This is a genomic window from bacterium, assembly GCA_037147175.1.
Taxonomy (GTDB): Bacteria; Cyanobacteriota; Vampirovibrionia; order Gastranaerophilales; family UBA9971; genus UBA9971.
On record JBAWVS010000050.1, the window covers coordinates 1 to 20,092 of the forward strand.

General features: G+C 34.7%; 20 protein-coding genes and 1 tRNA gene. 10 read left to right on the forward strand and 11 right to left on the reverse strand.

Going from position 1 to position 20,092, the window contains the following annotated elements:
* The first annotated feature begins 278 nt into the window (after positions 1-278).
* Positions 279-1,004 (forward strand): MgtC/SapB family protein, encoded by a 726-nt coding sequence (locus WCG23_10720; protein MEI8390342.1) that lies wholly within the window; start codon positions 279-281, stop codon positions 1,002-1,004.
* A 14-nt stretch (positions 1,005-1,018) separates the two neighbouring features.
* On the opposite strand, the gene WCG23_10725 is transcribed toward WCG23_10720, so the two are convergent.
* The 3 genes from WCG23_10725 to WCG23_10735 all read right to left on the reverse strand — a co-directional run bounded on the left by WCG23_10725 (position 1,019) and on the right by WCG23_10735 (position 5,310).
* Positions 1,019-1,945: a tetratricopeptide repeat protein gene (locus tag WCG23_10725; GenBank protein ID MEI8390343.1), complete on the reverse strand. Its 927-nt coding sequence runs from the start codon at positions 1,943-1,945 to the stop codon at positions 1,019-1,021.
* A 130-nt stretch (positions 1,946-2,075) separates the two neighbouring features.
* Positions 2,076-2,291, reverse strand: a complete 216-nt coding sequence (locus tag WCG23_10730) for a hypothetical protein (protein MEI8390344.1) — start codon at positions 2,289-2,291, stop codon at positions 2,076-2,078.
* Positions 2,292-2,643: 352 nt separating this feature from the next.
* Positions 2,644-5,310, reverse strand: coding sequence for a valine--tRNA ligase (locus tag WCG23_10735; protein ID MEI8390345.1), 2,667 nt, complete (start codon positions 5,308-5,310; stop codon positions 2,644-2,646).
* A 141-nt stretch (positions 5,311-5,451) separates the two neighbouring features.
* On the opposite strand from WCG23_10735, the gene WCG23_10740 reads away from it, so the two are divergent.
* Both WCG23_10740 and WCG23_10745 read left to right on the forward strand, forming a co-directional pair.
* A tRNA-Leu gene (locus tag WCG23_10740) sits at positions 5,452-5,532 on the forward strand.
* Positions 5,533-5,777: 245 nt separating this feature from the next.
* The gene (locus WCG23_10745; protein ID MEI8390346.1) at positions 5,778-6,038 is read left to right on the forward strand and encodes a hypothetical protein; all 261 of its coding nucleotides are present in this window, start codon (positions 5,778-5,780) and stop codon (positions 6,036-6,038) included.
* Between the two features lie 4 nt (positions 6,039-6,042).
* On the opposite strand, the gene WCG23_10750 is transcribed toward WCG23_10745, so the two are convergent.
* From WCG23_10750 to grpE, 5 genes are all read right to left on the reverse strand, one after another.
* Positions 6,043-8,205, reverse strand: a complete 2,163-nt coding sequence (locus WCG23_10750; protein MEI8390347.1) for an acetate--CoA ligase family protein — start codon at positions 8,203-8,205, stop codon at positions 6,043-6,045.
* 83 nt (positions 8,206-8,288) lie between these two features.
* Entirely contained in the window at positions 8,289-8,930 is a 642-nt protein-coding gene (locus WCG23_10755; GenBank protein ID MEI8390348.1) for a TatD family nuclease-associated radical SAM protein, read from the reverse strand.
* Between the two features lie 69 nt (positions 8,931-8,999).
* Positions 9,000-9,722, reverse strand: coding sequence for a hypothetical protein (locus WCG23_10760; protein MEI8390349.1), 723 nt, complete (start codon positions 9,720-9,722; stop codon positions 9,000-9,002).
* 181 nt (positions 9,723-9,903) lie between these two features.
* Positions 9,904-11,034 (reverse strand): molecular chaperone DnaJ, encoded by a 1,131-nt coding sequence (gene dnaJ / locus WCG23_10765; GenBank protein MEI8390350.1) that lies wholly within the window; start codon positions 11,032-11,034, stop codon positions 9,904-9,906.
* A 23-nt stretch (positions 11,035-11,057) separates the two neighbouring features.
* Positions 11,058-11,660, reverse strand: a complete 603-nt coding sequence (grpE, locus tag WCG23_10770; protein ID MEI8390351.1) for a nucleotide exchange factor GrpE — start codon at positions 11,658-11,660, stop codon at positions 11,058-11,060.
* A 203-nt stretch (positions 11,661-11,863) separates the two neighbouring features.
* On the opposite strand from grpE, the gene WCG23_10775 reads away from it, so the two are divergent.
* The 5 genes from WCG23_10775 to WCG23_10795 all read left to right on the forward strand — a co-directional run bounded on the left by WCG23_10775 (position 11,864) and on the right by WCG23_10795 (position 17,262).
* Positions 11,864-12,661 carry a hypothetical protein gene (locus WCG23_10775; protein MEI8390352.1) on the forward strand — a complete coding sequence of 266 codons (798 nt, stop codon included), beginning with the start codon at positions 11,864-11,866 and terminating at the stop codon, positions 12,659-12,661.
* 254 nt (positions 12,662-12,915) lie between these two features.
* Positions 12,916-15,288, forward strand: a complete 2,373-nt coding sequence (locus tag WCG23_10780) for a vitamin B12-dependent ribonucleotide reductase (GenBank protein ID MEI8390353.1) — start codon at positions 12,916-12,918, stop codon at positions 15,286-15,288.
* A gap of 115 nt (positions 15,289-15,403) precedes the next feature.
* Complete coding sequence (locus WCG23_10785) at positions 15,404-15,532, forward strand: hypothetical protein (protein ID MEI8390354.1); 129 nt, start codon at positions 15,404-15,406, stop codon at positions 15,530-15,532.
* Positions 15,533-15,775: 243 nt separating this feature from the next.
* On the forward strand, positions 15,776-16,414 hold the full coding sequence (gene nth / locus WCG23_10790; protein ID MEI8390355.1) for an endonuclease III: 639 nt from the start codon (positions 15,776-15,778) through the stop codon (positions 16,412-16,414).
* Positions 16,415-16,638: 224 nt separating this feature from the next.
* Entirely contained in the window at positions 16,639-17,262 is a 624-nt protein-coding gene (locus tag WCG23_10795; GenBank protein MEI8390356.1) for a DUF1524 domain-containing protein, read from the forward strand.
* Here WCG23_10795 and WCG23_10800 read toward each other — a convergent pair.
* Positions 17,238-17,474, reverse strand: a complete 237-nt coding sequence (locus WCG23_10800) for a hypothetical protein (protein MEI8390357.1) — start codon at positions 17,472-17,474, stop codon at positions 17,238-17,240. The genes WCG23_10795 and WCG23_10800 overlap by 25 nt on opposite strands.
* 115 nt (positions 17,475-17,589) lie before the next feature.
* On the opposite strand from WCG23_10800, the gene WCG23_10805 reads away from it, so the two are divergent.
* The gene (locus WCG23_10805) at positions 17,590-17,916 is read left to right on the forward strand and encodes a hypothetical protein (protein ID MEI8390358.1); all 327 of its coding nucleotides are present in this window, start codon (positions 17,590-17,592) and stop codon (positions 17,914-17,916) included.
* On the opposite strand, the gene WCG23_10810 is transcribed toward WCG23_10805, so the two are convergent.
* Positions 17,913-18,548 carry a phosphoribosylanthranilate isomerase gene (locus tag WCG23_10810; protein MEI8390359.1) on the reverse strand — a complete coding sequence of 212 codons (636 nt, stop codon included), beginning with the start codon at positions 18,546-18,548 and terminating at the stop codon, positions 17,913-17,915. The genes WCG23_10805 and WCG23_10810 overlap by 4 nt on opposite strands.
* Positions 18,549-18,711: 163 nt before the next feature.
* On the opposite strand from WCG23_10810, the gene WCG23_10815 reads away from it, so the two are divergent.
* On the forward strand, positions 18,712-19,359 hold the full coding sequence (locus WCG23_10815) for a GNAT family N-acetyltransferase (protein ID MEI8390360.1): 648 nt from the start codon (positions 18,712-18,714) through the stop codon (positions 19,357-19,359).
* Here the strand turns inward: WCG23_10815 and WCG23_10820 are convergent.
* Entirely contained in the window at positions 19,351-19,989 is a 639-nt protein-coding gene (locus tag WCG23_10820; protein MEI8390361.1) for an MBL fold metallo-hydrolase, read from the reverse strand. The genes WCG23_10815 and WCG23_10820 overlap by 9 nt on opposite strands.
* Positions 19,990-20,092: the final 103 nt, after the last annotated feature.

Sequence of the window (20,092 nt, forward strand, 5' to 3'; positions counted from 1 at the left end):
TTCGGGAAAATCCGGCTTTGCCGGTTTTCCTGAAAACAAACTCGTTTCAGTATAACTCGAATTGCTAAATCGTCAAAATCGTCATTGCGAGCATAGCGAAGCAATCTATAAAAAATAAAACGGATTGCCGCGTCAGCTCTTCGAGCTTCCTCGCAATGACGGTTTGATTAATTTATTTTGCAATTCGAGTTAATTATAAAATAAAAATACAAAATGTTTTAAAACATGTTATATTTATTTTGCGCATTTGCAGTATATAGTGGAATTTTTAATAAAAAATGAAATCAATAATTTTACCTTTTATAAATTATCACAACCCTGAAATTCTAATAAAAATAAGTATATCGCTTATTTTAGGCCTTATTATAGGGCTTGAAAGAGAAATGACAAACAAAACGGCAGGACTGAGGACTCATATACTTATCTGTCTTGGTTCAACGATGTTTACAATACTTTCTTTGCACGGTTTCACTTCTGAAGTTATACAAAACGGAGTCAGAATAGTAAACGATCCTGCACGTATAGCCGCACAAATACTTACAGGCATCGGTTTTATAGGCGGGGGAGCGGTGCTTCATTATGGGGCAAATGTTTATGGGTTAACAACAGCAGCAACTATCTGGGTTACCGCAAGTTTAGGCATGGCTGTTGGTGTCGGGTCTTATGAACTGGCCATAATCACGACAGTAGTCACTTTTCTTGTTCTTGTAGTAATCAGAAAGTTCGAAAGCGGATTTCTATCCAATCATATAAATAAGGGTGCAACAATAAGAGCATCAGTCATTTGTTCAAAAGAAAACATGTCAGAAATTCAGGACTGGTTTTACAAAGAATTTAAAAACATAGAAGAAGTTGACGCTAACAAAATATTAAGCAAAAAAAATCAGATTAAATTAACTTATATAATCAACGTTGTTGATAAAAATCCAGTTAATTCAGTCCATAAAAAATTACTTGAACTGGATAATATAGAATCCCTCGCTTTAAAGCAAATTATCAAGTAATTTTTAATAAATTTTTATAAAGGTCTTCTTCTTGAATTAATAACCATTTTAAACTCTTCATCTTCATGATAAGGAAGAAAAGACCGTTCAATAAGCGCCATGTCTTTAATTATGGGATTAAATTGAATGGCAATACTTAATTCTTTCATTGCGTTATCTTTATCGTTCATATCCGCATAAGTACATGCTCTCTTGTAAATCAAAAGCACGTCTACAGAGTTACTTTCAAGAGCATTATTAAATAATTTCATAGCTTCATCGGCCTGCCCTAAAGCAAGATATAAATCTCCCATTTTATATTTCAGAATAATATCATCGGAATTTAGGTCAAAAGCTCTTTTATAAAGCGTTAATGCAATATCAAACTGATTTGTCTTTTTAAAGCATTCTGCCATATATTCATAAGCTTTACTTTCTTTCGGATTTAATTCAATTGCTTTTTGGAAATGCTTAACAGCCTCTTTTATATTGCCTATTTCAAAATAAAGAATTCCGAGGTCAAAAAGACAGAAAAAGTCATCAGGATTCATTTTAAGGGATTTTAAATAACATTCAATCGCTTTTTCGTATTTTTCCATTCTGCTGTAAGCAACGCCTTTATTGTAATTGGCAAGCGCCAGACTGGGTTCTTTTTCAAGTGCTTTATCATAATTTTCAATAGCTTCTTCATAATCCTGGATATCCAGAAGAAAATTTGCGTAGTTATAAAGAATTTCATAACTTTCAGCGTCAGTTTCAATAGCTCTTAAATAATATTCTTTGGCTGTTTTTAAATGGTTTCTGGCTGCTTCAATTTTGGCAATATTTACCCATGCAAAAGATGCCAGCTCAGGACATTCAATAACTTTTTCATAAGCTTCTTTGGCTCTTTCAAAATCACCTACTTTTTGATAAAGTTCTCCGATTTCAAGATAATTTAAAAAAGGTTGTATATCACCCACTATTTTAGCTCCATATTATTAACTCTATACCAAAACGAGTTTATTTTAATTATACCTAAATAATAAAATAAGAGAAACAGTAAAAAAGCGACAAGTAAATTGTCGCTTTTAAAAATTATAAAAAAATTAGTTATCTTAAATCGTCAGGGTTAAACTTTGAAAACGATTTATAGTTATCTTTATTTTTAATTAATTCATTATGAGTAAGCTTAAACAATCTGTTTAAAATAGGATTTGACTGATGAGCGGAATTATTGATAGACGGCTTAGGCTGAATTTTTGGTTCAGTCTTGAAATCAGCTATTATTAGTTTTCCTTTTTCTTTATTTTTTTCTGTGTCTTCCATTTGTAATCGGTTTCCTTTTTGGATAGATTGTTGTTCTTGGTTTGGATTTTTTAAAATTTAAGTTGGTTATCTTTTTTTATTATACTGATTTTTCAGAAAAGTAAAACAAAAAGAATTTTTATATATATCTATATATATATATAAAAACTTTGAAAATCGATAATCTGCATCTTTTAAATAAAACTTTACAATTGTAATTTTTATTTGCTTAATTAATTTAAATCGTCAAAATCGTCATTGCGAGCATAGCGAAGCAATCTATAAAAACAAAATAGCTTGCCGCGCCGAGTTTAGATCCTCTCCTCTCAATGACGCGTAAATTTAATTACAAGCAATTCGAGTTAATCCAAAGTTATTTCTTTAAAGACTTTAAAAGCTCTTGAATCGCTTGAGTTTGCTGTTCAATTTCTTTAATACGCTCTTGGGTCAGGGCAATTACTTCTTTCGGAGCACTTTCGAGAAATTTAGGACTGTTAAGCCTTGAATCAAGACCTTTTTTCTCATTAAGCAGTGTTTCAAGTTTTTTATTTTGTCTTTGAACTTCTTTATCCAAATCAATAAGCCCTGCAAGAGGAACAACTATAAGGGAAGCCCCCATCATTATTGTTGCTGACTGAGCAGGAATTTCCGCAGGGATTCCTGCTTTAACAGAAAGTTTCTCAACCCTTGCAAAATTTTCTATATAAGGTCTTATAGTGTCGAAAATTTCTTTTGAGGTTGCATCTTCAGAATAGATTTCTGCATGTATAGTTGCGCTAACAGGTATATTGAAAGATTGCCGAATATTTCTGACAGATTTTATAGTTTCAATCGCGGTATTAATTTTATATTCTGCCTGTTCATCCTTAAAATCAGCATCATATTCAGGGAAATCAGTAGTCATAAGAGTTTGAGAATCATCTTTATATACTTTGCCGGGTATAAGCTGCCAGATTTCTTCTGTGATAAAAGGCATTATTGGGTGTAAAAGCCTTAATGTCCTTTCTAGCACGTATCTTAAAACTCTTTGTGTATTTAATTTAGTAGATTGATTATTAAGCTGGACTTTAGCGATTTCCACATACCAATCGCAGTATGAATTCCAGAAAAATTCATATAAAAGTTGCGCTGTTTCCCCAAATCTATATGATTTTAGGTTTTTATTTACTTCAAGGACAGTTTCATTGAACTTATGGAGAATCCACTTATCTGCAATAGTAAGCTCATTGAAATCAATTACCGACTCATCAACCCCTTCAAGGTTCATAAGAACGAACTTAGAGGCATTCCAAATTTTGTTTGCAAAGTTTCTTCCGTATTCAAAACGCTCGTCGGAAACTTTAATATCCTGACCTCCATAAGTCACAAGGCTTGTCAATGTAAATCTAAGGGCATCTGATCCGTATTTATCAATTATTTCAACGGGATCAATCGTGTTACCTTTGGATTTACTCATTTTTTGACCTTTTTCATCACGAATCAACCCGTGAATATATACGGTTTCAAACGGTGATTTATCGGTAAATTCATAGCCCATAACGACCATTCTCGCCACCCAGAAGAAAATAATGTCAAATCCGGTCACAAGAACACTTGTCGGATAGAATTTTTTAAAGTCAGGGCTTTCTTTATCAGGCCAGCCCATAGTTGAAAACGGCCACAAACCTGATGAAAACCAGGTATCGAGAACATCTGTTTCCTGAGTTAAGCTTGAATTTCCGCATTTTGTACATTTTTCTGGTTTTTCAATCGCCACAGTCATTTCTTTGCAGCTATCGCAATAGTAAGCAGGAATCTGATGTCCCCACCATAATTGTCTGCTTATACACCAATCACGGACATTTTCCATCCAATCGAGATAAATTTTTGTCCATCTTTCTGGGATAAAACCAAGTTCGCCTGTTTCTAACGCTTTTATCGGTCTTTCTGAGATTTCAGGCATTTTTACAAACCACTGCTCGGAAAGAAGCGGCTCTATTGTTTCTGAACAACGCTGACAATGACCGACATTATGTTCATGAGGGATTGCTCTTATAAATTCCCCTCTTATTTTCAGGAGTTCGAGGGTCTTTTCCCTTGCTTTGCTTCTTTCAAGCCCACGCAGCTCATAAGGAACATTCTCATCAGTAAGAAGATTTCCTGCTTCATCCATAATCCAGATAGGGCTCAGTCCATGGCGTTTTCCGATTTCGTAGTCATTCGGATCATGGGCAGGAGTGATTTTAAGAGCCCCTGTTCCAAATCCTATTTCTACTGCCTCATCCGCAATTATAGGAATCGCCCTGCCGATTATCGGGACAACTACTGATTTTCCGATTAAATCTTGATATTTAGGGTCATTTGGATTAACCGCTACGGCCACATCTCCAAACATAGTTTCGGGTCTTGTTGTAGCAACAACAATAGCCCCGTAAGAATCCTTAAAAGGATAGCTTATTTCCCATAAATGACCTTGCTCTGTGACATAATCGGTTTCTATATCACTTATTGCAGACCTGCATCTCGGACACCAGTTTACAATATATTTGCCTTTGTAAATCAAACCTTTATTATATAAACTTACGAAAACCTCTTTAACAGCTTTTGAACATCCTTCATCAAGGGTGAATCTTTCTCTTGAAAGATCAAAAGAAGCTCCAAGCCTTTTAAATTGCCCTAAAATCCTGCTTTTATGCTTATTTGCCCAGTCCCATGTGTACTCAAGGAATTTTTCCCTGCCAATATCGTGCCTTGAAATATTATCTTTTCTTAATTCTTTTTCCACCACGTTTTGAGTTGCGATTCCGGCATGATCGGTACCCGGAAGCCAGAGGGTTTCAAAGCCTGACATTCTTTTATGACGAATAATTATGTCCTGAAGTGTTCCATCTAAAGCATGACCCATATGAAGAACGCCTGTTACGTTCGGTGGAGGAATTACAATACTAAAAGGCGGCTTTTGACTCTTTGCATCTGGTTTAAAACAATTATTTTCTTCCCAGAATTTATATATTTTATCTTCAACTTCTTTTGGACTATATGCCTTGGGCAGATCTTTCATACAAAAAAACTCCGTTTATACTTATAATTTATGATTTTACCATATCAAGCACGTAAGGAAATTTAATTAATTCTAAACTCATTTTTAAAACAATATTGATTTTTTGATGTATTTATCAGATACTTAATCACAACCTCGTAAGTCGGAGTGGCGGAACGGTAGACGCGCACGCTTGAGGTGCGTGTGGAGCAATCTGTGTGGGTTCAAGTCCCATCTCCGACAATTTTTAAATCTTTTAATACAGACTGGCTATTTGTCAGTCTGTTTTTTCATTTTTATAGCGGATGAAAATTCAAGTTTAAAATAATATTATAAAATTGTGTCCACAACAACAACCACCTCACATGTTTTTCACGCTGTCATGTAAAAGTCAATAGGTTTAAGGCTTGCAAGCTTTTAATTCCCTATTTACACATAACAGCGTGACTTTTTTATACGTAACAAAAAAACCAAAAAGGAAAATGCAAATGAATCAATACGCCCAAACACCACAAATCAAAACAAGAAAACCTGTTCTTATTTTTCTAAAAATTGTGGGACCGCCGCTGGTTTTATACGTAGAAAACAGTGAAGCTGTTTATCAAGAATTAAAACAAATTATTACATCAGCAAACGAACAGTCTCCCAAACTTATTGAAAAATCAGGAAAAGGTCCTTTAAAAAAATTGGCTGTGCTTGATACTCAAATAGCAGGCGTGGCTCTTCAGGAAGAGAATGTATCAGTTTAAGCTGCTATGAGCAGCTGCAGCCACATCCGCAACCAAGCCCGAGTGCCTTTTTAGCTTCTTCTATATTAACTTCAATACGTCCGTCAACTGCAACACCTTCGGCTGTTTTGTCGGAAATTTTCAGTGGGTTGATGTCAAGTTCTTTAATGAAGCTGAAATCTTTTATAAGCTGAGAAAGTCTTAAAAGAGTTTCTTCAATCTGCTCAATGTTAGCAGAGCCTTCTCCTCTTGCACCTTTTAAGATTTTATATGCTTTTACGGATTGAACCATTTCTTTTACATCAACATCAGTAATAGGATTTACTCTGAAAGCAACATCTTTTAAAGTTTCAACAAAGATTCCGCCAAGCCCGAACATCATTAGATGTCCGTATTGAGGGTCTGTAGCCACGCCGCAAACCATTTCTCTGTTTCCTTTAACCATTTCCTGAACAATAACGCCATCGAGGTCTTGTGCAATATTTCTTGCTTCAAGTCTTTCGATAAGTTCGGCATACTCTGTTCTAAGGTGTTCTTCGCTGTTTATTCCTACTATTACACCGCCAACTTCTGTTTTATGAGAAATTTTTGTTGATGTAATTTTCATTACAACAGGATAACCGATTTTATTAGCTTCTGCGGCTGCCTCATCGACATTTGAAGCAAAAGCGTATTTACATGTCCTGATTCCATAAGCATCAAGCACATCTATTGATTCTAAAGTGGTAAGTTGGCTTCTGTTTTCTTTAAGTGCTATTGAAATAATTTCTTTCGCTTTTTCTTTGTTCACGCTGAAATTAGGTTCTTTACCTTCGGGTCTTTGTGTCCATACACACTGCTGATAAAGTTTAGCAATCGCATTTGCGGCTGATTCAGGATATTGATAGAAAGGAACGTTGGTTTTAATCTTGCTCAGCTCACTAAAGAAACTGTTTGGTGTCATCATTACGCAAAGAACAGGCTTTTCAGGATGTTTTGCTTTAACGTCCATAATTATTTGAGCAATTTCTATCGGAATAACGTTTTTAAACGGAACTGAAATCATCATAACCGCATCAACATTCTCATCTGCAATAACTGCTTCGAGTGTTTTCGGATAATGCTCAAGCGGAGCAGTCGCTATCATGTCAATAGGGTTTTTAACGCTTGCAGCCGCAGGTAAAAAGCTTCTTAAATACTCTTTTGTTTTGTCGGAAATCTGAGCCATTTCTAAACCGAGTTCGCAAATAGCATCAGTTGCCATAATTCCTGGGCCACCAGAGTTTGTAACAACAGCAACTCTTTTGCCTTTAGGGATAGGACAATTTTCGAAAGCCTGGGCTACTTCAAACATCTCAAGAACTGAAGTTACTCTTATAATACCGCTTTGTTTCAATAAAGCGTCTGCTGCAAGGTCTGCACCTGCCAGAGAACCTGTATGAGAAGAAGCTGCTGATGCTCCTGCCGCTGATCTTCCTGCTTTAATAGCGACTACCGGTTTTTTCTTTGTAACTTCTTTAGCTAATCTGCTAAATTCCACAGGCTCTGAAATTGTTTCCATATATAATAAAATTTGGTCTGTATTCGGTTCATCTTTCCAATAGTCTAAGAAAGTTTCTGTTGTGCAGTCAGCCGCATTTCCTATAGAAACAAACTGGCTCAAACCTACTTTTAAGTCTTCCAACAGGTTTAAAATAGCTGCTCCTAAAGCACCTGATTGAGAAATAAAAGCTGTTTTTCCTGTTACAGGAAGAGCCATAGCAAATGAAGCATCTAATTTGACTTTTTTATCTGTATTGATAACACCGAGACAGTTTGGACCCACTAATTTCATACCGTATTTTCTGACCTGGTCTCTCAATTCTTCTTCGGCTTTTAGTCCTTCTGCGCCTGTTTCTTTATATCCTGCTGAAATAATTACAAGACCTTTAACACCCTTTTCTGCGCATTGGTCTATAACTGCAGGAACGAAATCCTTAGGAATTATAATTACTGCCATTTCAACGCTGTTGGGAATATCAAGAATACTTTTATATACTTTCAAACCGCAGATTTCTTCTGCCTTCGGGTTAACAGGATAAAGATCTCCGGTAAATCCATATTTCAGAAGGTTGCTTAAAATTTCGTTGCCGACAGCGCCTTCTTTTGCGGTTGCTCCTATTATAGCTATCGATTTAGGCTGCATAATTGTATCAAGTGCTTTACTCATTTTTCCATTTCCTTTACAAAATAATGTCCATATACCTATTAAAATACGCTGAAAACTTTGTGTAAACCAATAAAAATCTTTCCTTATTCATACCCCTGCGGAAGCCATTCACGAATTCTGAATTTTGCTCCGAGATCTTCGACTATTTTTTTGCATTTTTCAACATCAATTTTATAATCGCCATAACCTGTAACGATTGTTGCTGTTGTGTCTATTCCGGCTTTAACACTCTCAAAAATAAAGTCTTTTACCGCTTGATAAGCTATAACAGCATCATAACGGGACTTTGACAGTTCCTGATAAAGGTCTGCATTTTCGGCATTAAGGCTTATTGAAATTTTATCTATAAGCCCGACTAATTCCGGGATTATATTTCTTTTATGTATTAAATTTCCCTGTCCATTTGAATTTATCCTGACAGGAACATCAGGATAGTTTTGCTTTATGAATTTTGCGATATTTATAACAAGATCAAGCTTGATTAAAGGCTCTCCATAACCGCAAAAAACAATTTCTTTTGTGTTTTCTGCATAAGTTGTTTTTATTTCTCGGATTATATCTTCATGGGAAAAATTTTCTTCTTCCAGAACCAGATTAACCCCGCCAACGTTGTCTGTTGCGCTTTTTATGCAAAACACGCATTCGTTTGTGCATAAGTTGGTTACATTTATATACATTGAGTTTCCGAGATAATATGCGAATTTATTTTTTGTTTTGTTAGTCATTTTTAATAATTCCTTAAGCAGAATTATAGACCCATCAAATCACTATTTCAATAAATTTAAGACAAAATATTATTTTTTACCAATAGAACGGAGCAGGTCTTTAATATAAACAATCGTATTTGGAAAGATTCCGTCATACAAATTGTCCATGCCCTTACAAAGTCTTTCTTGAACGCTTCCACCCATTAATTTGGCAAAGATTTCTGCAAAGGTTTCTGCCTTGCCTCCTAATGTCGCTTTTTGAGGAGTACTGCCTTGAACTACGTAATCAATATAATAATCAGGTCTTTTGACCTTATTTTTATGTATTTCCAGATTTTGAGGCAAGTTTTTTATATCTTTTAAAAAAGCTTTTGTATAATCTTCCCTTTTTTTAAGCGTACGATATAATTCATGACCTGTTTCATGCCAAACAGCATTAACAGTTGTAAATTCATTACCGACAGGATTTTCAAACAAACCAACTTTTCCGGAATAACTTAATGCACCGCAATTGTCCCAAGTAGCACCTTTTGGCCATCCTTGCGGATGTTTTCCTTTTAAAGAAGGAAAAGCATCAGATGCCTTTTGGGCAAGTTTATATTTTAATTTATTAGCCTTTATAATTTTTTCCCCGATATCTCCCATAGCTAAAATTCCTTCAGCCATATCTTCCACAAAATCCTTGGAAACAGGAGAATTAGGACACAATTCAATATATTTCAAAGCGCTTTTCCATTTTTGCGGCTTTACTCCGCAAAAAACAGGTTTGCTTTGAATATTCACATAATTAGTTGAAATTCCAACAGACATTTTTTTACCTTTTTAAGATACATTTTTTAAACGTCTGTGAAGTTTCAAAATTGCCAAAAAATGAAAAAACATTAAAAAATAGTAACATGGGCGTGAGAATCTATCCGAATTTCAATATTTCTAAAAAAACTAAACAGATTGCCACGTTGGCTCTTTAAGTCTCCTCGCAATGACAGCGCGATTAAGTGCCTGAAAATGCGCCTTTTATTTTGTCAAAAAGATGGCCGTCTTTTTTTAATTTTTCGTTATTAATTTCTGCAAGTCTTTCGAAAAGCTTTTTCTCTTCATCAGAAAGAGTTACAGGAGTTAATATATTGATTTTTACAAACTGATCGCCCCTTCGAGAAGGAGTGCTTAAGTGAGGAACACCGACTCCTTTTAAAGTAAGGACTGTACCTGACTGAATTCCTGCCTGAACTTTAAGTTCTTTATTACCGTCAACTGTTTCAACCTCGATAGAATCCCCAAGGGCTGCCTGTGAAAAGCTTATTCCTTTTTCAAGGTAAATATTAACACCGTCTCTTTTGAACACTTTATGCGGCTTTGCGTATAAAACTACATATAAATCTCCTGAAGGTCCTCCATTCAGGCCAGCATCACCTTCCCCGCTGACTCTAAGTTTGTTTCCTGCATCAACACCCGCAGGTATCTTTATATTGATTGATTTTTTTACTTCTTTTCTTCCTTCTCCCTTGCATTCTTTGCATGGATTGGAAATTATTCTTCCCTGCCCCTGACACTGAGGACAAGTTGACACCTGTGTAAAATGTCCTAAAATTGTTTGAGTTACATGCTGAACTTTTCCAGAACCTCCGCAGGTAGGGCAAGTAGAAGGAGATGATCCGGGTTCTGCTTTTGAGCCGTTGCATTTTGAACAAGTTTCCAGATGTCTTATTTCAACATCTTTTTCCAATCCGAATATTGCTTCTTCAAATTCTATTTCCAGATCAAGCCTTAAATCGCTTCCTCTTCTTGCAGCGTTAGGGTTTTGTCTGCCGCCTCCGAATCCTCCGCCGAAAAAGCTGGAGAAAATTTCACTCAAGTCGCCAAAACCAAAGTCAAACGGTCCGTTAAAATCGTATCCTGCATTTTTAAGCCCGTCTTCTCCGTATCTATCGTACATTGAACGTTTATCATCGTCCATAAGTACTTCATAAGCCTGCCCCAGCTCTTTGAATTTTGCTTCAGCATCAGGTGCTTTATTTACATCAGGATGAAGCTGTCTGGCTTTTTTTCTAAATGCGCTTTTAATGTCATCTTTTGATGCGTTATTTTCTACACCCAGAATTTCATAATAATTACGATTACTCATTATATGTTCTTATCCTTTAACTTTTACTCATTCACCGCTACATTCACGAGAGCCGGTCTTAATATTTTATCGCATAATTTATAACCGCTTTGTAATTCTGCAATAACGGTATGATCGGGATGTTCTTCGGTAGGAGTTTGCATAATAGCTTCATGCAAATTCGGATCAAATTCTTTTCCTACTGTTTCTATCTTTTCAACGCCCAATTTTTCCAGGGCATCCATAAATTGTTTCTGCACTGCATCAAAACTTTCTTTTAATTTTTCAGGATCGTCAATTTCTTTGAAAGATTTTTGTGCTCTCTCAAATGTATCTACTACAGGAAGAAGTTTTTTAAGGGTATCTTCGGCCCCGTATTTTAAAAGCCCTTCTCTTTCCTGTTCCTGTCTTTTTCTAAAGTTGTCAAAATCAGCGGCAAGTCTTATGTAGTGAGACTCTACCGTTTTTTTATCATCTTCGAGTTTTTCGAATTTGTTTTTTAATTCGCAAAAATCCTCATAACATACCATTTCAGGCTGTTCTTCCTGTTTTTCAGAAGTTTCTTTTATTTCTTCAGATTCACTAACAAAAGGATTTTCTTGTAATGATTCTTCATTTTTGTCCTTTGATTTATCTTTTTTAAGCATTTTTTAATCCTCAAATCTCTAAATATGTGGAGAAAATAATATAAAATTACTGCCACCAGTTTAACATTATAAAACAACCAAAAAATTTTCCCTTAAAACATTAAAATTTTTATACCTGAAATTTAAAATAATTAACATTAGTGCAAATTAGAAAGAATTTTGTATAAGTGCTAACTTGTTATTGTCAGAAAAAAAGGGGGTTTATGAGAAAAAATTTTATTTTAACTATTTTACTCGGTGTGCTTTTAGGCTTAAATTTCACGCTTCCTTCTTCTTCAAAGCCTGATTCTAATTCCATGACAGAAAATAAAAAAGATTTTCTGCAAAAAAAAGTCGAAAAAAATCCTTTAAAACAGCCTATCCTGTCAATGATTGAAACAGGTTTGAACAGCAACACCTCACAGAAAGGGCAGCAATTCAATGCAACACTCCTGGAAGACGTAATTTATGGCGGACAGACTATAATTCCAAAATCCAGCATGGTTTACGGCTCTGTAATAAAAGTTAAAAAATCAGGGAAGTTAGACAAGGACGCTTTTATTCAGCTAAAAATAGTTGAAATCAGAACACCTGACGAAAAAATTATTTCTATTGAAGACAAACCTATGATTGTAGAGGTTTCACAGCTTGCTTATACACAAAAAAAAGAAAGTTTTCTTAAAAACTTGCCGGTTACAATTGCAGGCACCGCAACTTCCATTGTCCTGGGGAAATTTTCTTCTATTGCCGATGCTGCTGTCTGGGCTATCAGCACAGGCGCAGAAATAACAACAGGATTTATATCGGGAGTTATTTCTCCTGATGAGGGCAAATCAAGAGGGGTAAGTTCTGCACAAAGAGCTTTAAACTCCAGCCCCCTAGGTTCTGTAAGCACCGTTGTTAAAAAAGGCGAGGATATCTGCCTTAATCCCGGTCAGTATATTTGTATTTTCTTTGACAGAGAAACGGTTAAATACATAAAAGAAAATATTTCCTGCATTCAAAATAATCATGCCTCTTAAATTCAAAAAACTTATTAAAAATTTACTTAATAAATTTATATAACCTCCCAAACAGCCTCTGTATTTTAAAAAAATTTTTAAGTTTATTTATTTTAAAGAAAATTAACAAACTTAAAGAAAATTATGTTGTAACATGCATGCCTAACCCTTAAATTTTTTATATATAATATATGGTATGGGATAAGAAAAATAAGAGTCGACAAATGTAGTCAAATTTGGGAGGAGACCTGGTGACATCATTCTTATCTGAGTCAATTAAACTCAGCGATAATGCAAAGACTGTTTTGAGCAAAAGGTATTTAAAAAGAGATAAAGACGGCAATCCCGTTGAAAGCCCCGAGGATATGTTCTGGCGTGTAGCACAGGCAATTGCTTCTGCTGACAGACAGGACAATAAAACAGATGCTGAAATAAATAAACTGGCGGAAGATTTTTATGGAATGATGGCAAATCTTTATTTCATGCCTAACAGCCCTACATTAATGAATGCGGGAAGAGAATTAGGACAGCTTTCGGCATGCTTTGTCCTTCCTGTTGATGATTCGCTCGATGCAATTTTTGAAGCAATAAAAAATACGGCAATGATCCACAAAAGCGGTGGAGGAACAGGATTTTCTTTCTCAAGATTAAGACCTAAAAATGATGTTGTAAACTCGACCATGGGAGTTTCGTCAGGACCTGTTTCTTTTATCGAAGTGTTTAATGCCGCTACAGAAGCTGTTAAACAGGGTGGAACGAGAAGAGGCGCTAATATGGCGGTTCTAAGAGTTGATCATCCTGATATTCTCGAGTTTATAAATTGCAAAGCAGACAACAGCAGGCTTAACAACTTTAATATTTCTGTCGGAATAACCGATAAATTTATGGATGCAGTAATTAATAATGGAGAATACGATTTACTTCACCCGAAAACAAAACAAACTGTCAAAAAATTACACGCAAGAGAAGTGTTTGACATAATAGTTGACCATGCCTGGAAAAACGGTGAACCCGGTATTGTCTTTATAGATAGGGTAAATCAATATAATCCGACACCTCAGCTTGGAGAAATTGAATCTACAAATCCATGCGGCGAAGTTCCTTTATTACCTTATGAAGCTTGTAATTTAGGTTCAATCAACCTTGCACAATTAATAAAATATACTGAAGACACCCCTGAAGTTGATTGGGAAAAACTCGAATCTATCACAAAACTGTCCATACATTTTCTTGATAACGTAATTACGGTCAATAATTATCCGCTTCCTCAAATCGCAGAAATGGTTCAGGGAAACAGAAAAATAGGGCTCGGTATTATGGGATTGGCTGATCTTCTTATGACACTTAAAATCCCTTACAGTTCAGAAGAAGGTACGACTCTCGCAACTAAAATTATGGAATTTATTGACTATCATTCAAAAGTGGCTTCTGTTGAACTCGCAAAAACAAGAGGACAATTTGCAAACTTTGAAGGCAGTATTTATGACGGGAAAAACTTCCTTTACAACAATTTTTCAGGTAAATCATCAGGCATTATTGTTGATGAGATGTGGAAAGAACTTGATAAACAAATTGAAAAACATGGAATCAGAAACGCTACAACTACTTGTATAGCCCCAACAGGCACAATAAGTATGATTGCAAATGCTTCCTGCGGAATTGAACCACTGTTTGCTCTTGTGTTTACCAGACATATTATGGATGGAACTAATCTTCTTGAAGTTAATCCTTTATTTGAGAGAGTTGCAAAAGAAAGAGGCTTCTACAGTGAAGAATTAATGCAGAAAATTTCCGAACATGGAACGATTCACGGAATTGAAGGAGTTCCTGAAGATATTGTTAATGCTTTTCAGACAGCGCATGATGTTACTCCTGAGTGGCATGTAAAGATGCAGGCAGCTTTTCAGTTTCATACAGATAATGCTGTTTCAAAGACGGTTAATTTTTCAGAAGAAGCTACAAGAGAAGATATAGCCAAAACTTATGAGCTTGCATACAAATCAGGACTTAAAGGCACAACTGTTTACAGAAACAACAGCCGCTTTAATCAAGCTATGCAAATAAGTTCAGCAGACAAAAAAGAAGAATTGACAGATGGCCAGATTGAGTTAGGAAGCGTAAAACCAAGACAAAGACCTAATGTAACTTTTGGCATTACCGATAAAATCCAGACAGGATGCGGTCCTCTTTATATAACAATAAATACTGATGAAGAAGGCTTATGCGAAGTATTCGCCAGAATGGGCAAATCAGGAGGCTGCGCTACCAGTCAGGCAGAAGCAACAGGCAGGATGATTTCTCTTTCATTGAGAGCCGGTGTTGATATAAACGAAATTATTGAACAGTTAAAAGGAATCAGATGCCCTGCTCCTGCTTTTGGAAAAGGCGGTGTAATTCTTTCCTGTTCTGATGCAGTTGCGAGAGTTCTTGAAAGAAATCTCGATAAAATTGCCGGTTTAACAGGAATAGATAATATTAATGCCAAATTACAAAGCGGCACTGTTGATGCGGCACAAATAAAATTAAATCTGGGCGGATGCAAGTCTGACTTAGGGCATTGTCCCGAGTGTCCTGATTGCGGAGTGATGCTGGAATTCAGCGAAGGATGCGTAATGTGTCCCGGCTGCGGCTTCTCCAGATGCAGCTAAAATCAATTTAAGACAGAAAGGGCGGGTTGAAATATTTCAACCCGCCCTTTAAAAAATGTAAAGTTATCGAAAACTTTGCTATAATAAAACCTGAAAAACTTGAGGATAGTTTTTAATGGATAACGATTATTTAAAGGAACTTCTTGCAACACACAGAAACGATAAAAATATTTTATCCTATTATCTTATTGCTTCTTTAGGAGGTACCATAGGATTAATATTCAGATTTGTTTATGCAAAATAAGGATTAACTGAAATTGCACTCATAATTTTTGGGGTGATTTTGTCTTGTACGTTTATTTATTCCATATCAGAAATTTCAGAAAGAATTTTTAAATTAATAGATTTACTAAAAAAATAGGAGAATAAAAAATGATCTATTTTATTACAATAGTCGGTCTAATTTTATTTACAGGAATGATGTATCTGGGCATTGATCCTGTTTTAAAAGCCAGAAAATTTGATCCTAAATAAAAATAAAACTTGTATGAAAAAAATTGTCGATATAAAAAAAATAGTTAAAATTCTTGATGATTATTACCCGATGCATGTCATGGAAGATAATTATACGGGAAATCCTTACAAAGCGCTGGTTTCATGCCTTTTAAGCCTGCGAACGAGAGATGAAATAACTTTTCCTATAGCAGAAAAACTTTTTCAAATCGCAGATACCCCTTACAAAATGATTAATCTTTCTTATGAAGAACTTTGCTTAATCATAAAATCAATTAATTATTACAAAACAAAAGCTGAAAATATTCTGAATATTTCAAGAATACTAACAGAAAAATATAACGGGGAAGTACCTTCGTTGATGGAAGAGCTTTTGGCTTTTAGGGGAGTAGGAAGAAAAACAGCTAATATTGTTATCTCTGTCGGTTTTCAAAAGCCTGCTATAGCTGTTGATACACATGTGCACAGAATTTCTAACAGGCTTGGTCTTGTTTTTACAAAAACTCCCGAAGAAACCGAATTTGAACTAAGAAAAAAACTTCCCGAAAAATACTGGCGAAAATGGAATCAAATTCTGGTTCTTCATGGCAAAAGCACATGCAAACCGATAACTCCCCTATGCAAAATTTGTCCTATTGTGGAATATTGCAATCAAATATTTGATAAAAAATAAAAATAATTTTATTCAATAAAGTTTACATGTTATTGCTTTTTTTGTCCGCGTTTTTCATACTTAAAGGGACAGGAGAAAAAAATGTTTTTGAGGCTGGGTGAAAGACAATTTAAATCTGAAAAGAAAAAGGACTTTAATCCTGCGGAAATTAAAATTTTTTATAAACCAAATAAAATGCACTGTTTTTAAAAACAGTGCATTTTTGTATGAAGGAAAGAGGAATTATGCTTAATATTAAAGGACTACAACAAGTTTTCTTCAACCGTTCAAGCGTGAATGATTCTGCATCTGAAAATAAATTCAATAACCTTTCTTTGTTAAATAAACCAATTAAAGATACTGTTTCTTTTGGATATTTTAAAGATTATACAAGAGATAAATTTAAAGCTTTGAGAATGATTGCAGAAATATTGGGATTACCGGATTTTTATAATGGGAAAAAATTTAGCGATAAATATAAACCTACTATAGAACATATTATTCCTCAAGGAAAAGACACCAGACAACGTGCCAAAGATATAGGCTTAGCCAGCGTTAATTCGCTTGGAAACATTGTGTTGGCAGGAAATAAAACAAACAATAAAAAAGACAATATGACTTTAAAAGAATGGTATAAATTACACCCTGAATATATTAAAAATGGAAGACAGGCACTCAAAGAATATGAAAAAGTTCATTTGCAAGAACACGAGTTATTTGTTGGCTCTCCTTACATAGATGGAAGAAAATGGGTGAAAAGACTCAAAAATACTCTTAATAAGGAACTTGGCTATATCGCATTTAGCGGAAGAAAAAATCAGAATATTGCTCCTTCTGATTCGCCTCAAAAATTATCATATGTTGCCTGATTTTTCTTATAATTTTTTTCTTTATAATTTCTGATTATATGTCCGCAGTTTTTACATGCCAGATAATCAGAGGAACTGTCAATCGGCATATAAAGATGTTTATCGCAATTTTTGTATAACTCTTCATCCTGCTCAGGCAATTCAAAAAGAACAGGAGGCTTTTTTTTATTTTTTTTAAACCATTTTTTCAAAATAATTTCGATTAAATACATAAAAAATCTTTACTTTTTTGGAGGGGGTATAATTATACTTTACCAGATTAAAAAATAATTGTACGATTATGAAACAGTATATGCCTGAATAAAATTTATGTGAGAGGTTATAACAATGGATGAAGAAAATAAAGCTTTTACAAGATGGTATGAGCAAGACCCTGTTGTAGCAGAATGTTTTAAAATAATGGAACAGCTTGATGACAGAAAAAAACGCCAAACAGCAACTTTTTTAATGAATGAAATTATATCAAGACCGCCTTTTTCCGAGATGATTCCTGATGATATCTTCAAACTTGCAACAGGCGAAGAACAAAAACGCAGATGGTATGATTATGATGAAGTATCGCGTATTTTTGCGGAGCTATTAAGACATTCACCGGATGAAACAAAAAAAGAAATTGCAATAAAAGCGATAACTTTTATTCAAGACTTGCCCTAAAAAACAGAAAAAAGCGTTTTAAGTTTTTCAGCATCCTTAATTCCTTTATCTTTTTCCACACCGCTTGAAATATCAAGGGCATAAGGTTTTACAAACTCATAAGCCTGTTTTGCGTTATCAAAATTCAATCCGCCTGCAAGAATTACAGGAATTCCTTGTTCATTTGCCTTTTTAGCGATTTCCCAATCAAAAACTTTTCCCGTTCCTCCGAGTTGCTCTTCACAATAGCTGTCCAGCAGTATAAAAGACACTTTATCCTTGTATCGGGAAATAATTTCCAAATTTTCAATACTTTTTATTTTTATTGCCTTAATTATTTCTTTTCCTGTAATTTCGGCCAATTTTTTACAAAATTGAGGAGATTCATCGCCATGAAGCTGAATTTTTGTAATTCCTGCTTCGATTACTGTAGTTTTTATATCTTCAGCGGATTCATTTGCAAAAACACCTATTTCTACTAAATTTGCAGGAAGGTTTTTTATAATTTCGGTCGCTTTTTCAGGAGAAATATATCTGGGTGTGTTTTTAACAAAAATAAATCCGACAGCCCATGCCCCGAGCTTTGCTGCCAGCAACGCGTCTTCTTTTCCTGTTATTCCGCAAATTTTTATTCTTATTTTATTTGTATTCATTTTGATTAAAAATTTTCAATTATTTAATAAGCTGTAAAACATCAAAGATATTGTTAAATTTTATAACTTTTGCTTCTGAAGATAACAATTTTTTTTCTTCACTTGATTTGTATAAATAAAAGTATAAATAAAAATAGGAATATAAAAAAGAAGGAAGATTTCGATGAATATAAATCATATTAAGAATTATGCGCCAACTTTAAGAATTAGCAAAGACAATATCTCTTTTTCAGGGAAAACACAAACCAACTTAACCCCTATTGCGGACACCGTCTCTATTAAAGGCAGCTGCGAAGCAAAAAATGGACTTAAAGCCTCTTCTATGAAACTAAGCGATATACCCGAATTTTTAGAACTTATGAAAAATACTGATGAGGTTAAACCAAAGCCTACGAGAAGGGAACAAAGTGGATTGAAACAGGTATTAACTGAATTAATAAAGAAGGAAGAGGGCTATGACGGCAACGTTTGTATAATCAGAGATAATAACGGATCAGGAAAAATTATTGCTGAAGGAGGGGTGATTTCATATGACAAAAAAAATGGCTATGTTTTTTGTGTGTTTGTGGCACGAAATATGCAAGAAAAAGGTCTTGGTAATTCGATAATGAAAACCTTAATAAATCAAGCTAAAGAGAAAAAATACGAGCAGCTTTCTTTGTATACCCTAAATCCTATAGCCGAAAAACTTTATAAAAAAAATGGCTTTAAAAATTGCACATCGGCAGAAGCCGGTTATGGAAAAGGAGATGAGCGCTATCCAAAAGCTGTTTATATGAAGCTTGATCTTAATAAAGAAAAACTACCTTAATGAGGCTTTCGCTCCGAAATAAGGGTTGTTTTCTTTTTCATAACCTATTGTCGTAGAAGGTCCATGCCCGGGATAAACTGTTATATCTTCATCAAGAATAAATAATTTGTTTTTTATCGAGTCTTCCAAAATTTTATACGAACCGCCGGGGAGGTCTGTTCTGCCAACTGCATCTGCAAATAGGGTATCGCCTGAGATTAAAATTTTGTCTGCAAGGAAACAAACTCCGCCTGAAGTATGTCCCGGTGTATGAATAACCTTTAATTTAATATTTCCGACTTCTATTATTTGGCCTTCTTCCAAATACCCGTCAATTTTAGGAGATTCAGCACTTTTCATTCCAAACATCATAAGCTGCTGCTTCAAAGAATTTGCAAGAAGTTCATCATTTTTGTGAATAAAAGTTTTTACGTCAAAATTTTTCTGAAGTTCCCAATCTCCCTGAACATGGTCAAAATGCCCGTGTGTATGCAAAATAAATTTCAATTCAGCGTTGGTTTCTTTTAATAAATCCACTGTTTTTTTATAATTTCCGCCTGCATCTATTAAGGCCGCCTCATGGGTTTCTTCGCATATTACAAGATAATTATTTGTTTCATATTCTCCTGCGGTAAAGTGTTTTAGAATCATTATTTATACTCCGTAATTTATCAAAATATTTCTACACTAATTATACAATTCAAGATGTTTTGTTTTGTAACAGTTTGTAAATAATAATATTAATTTCTATCAA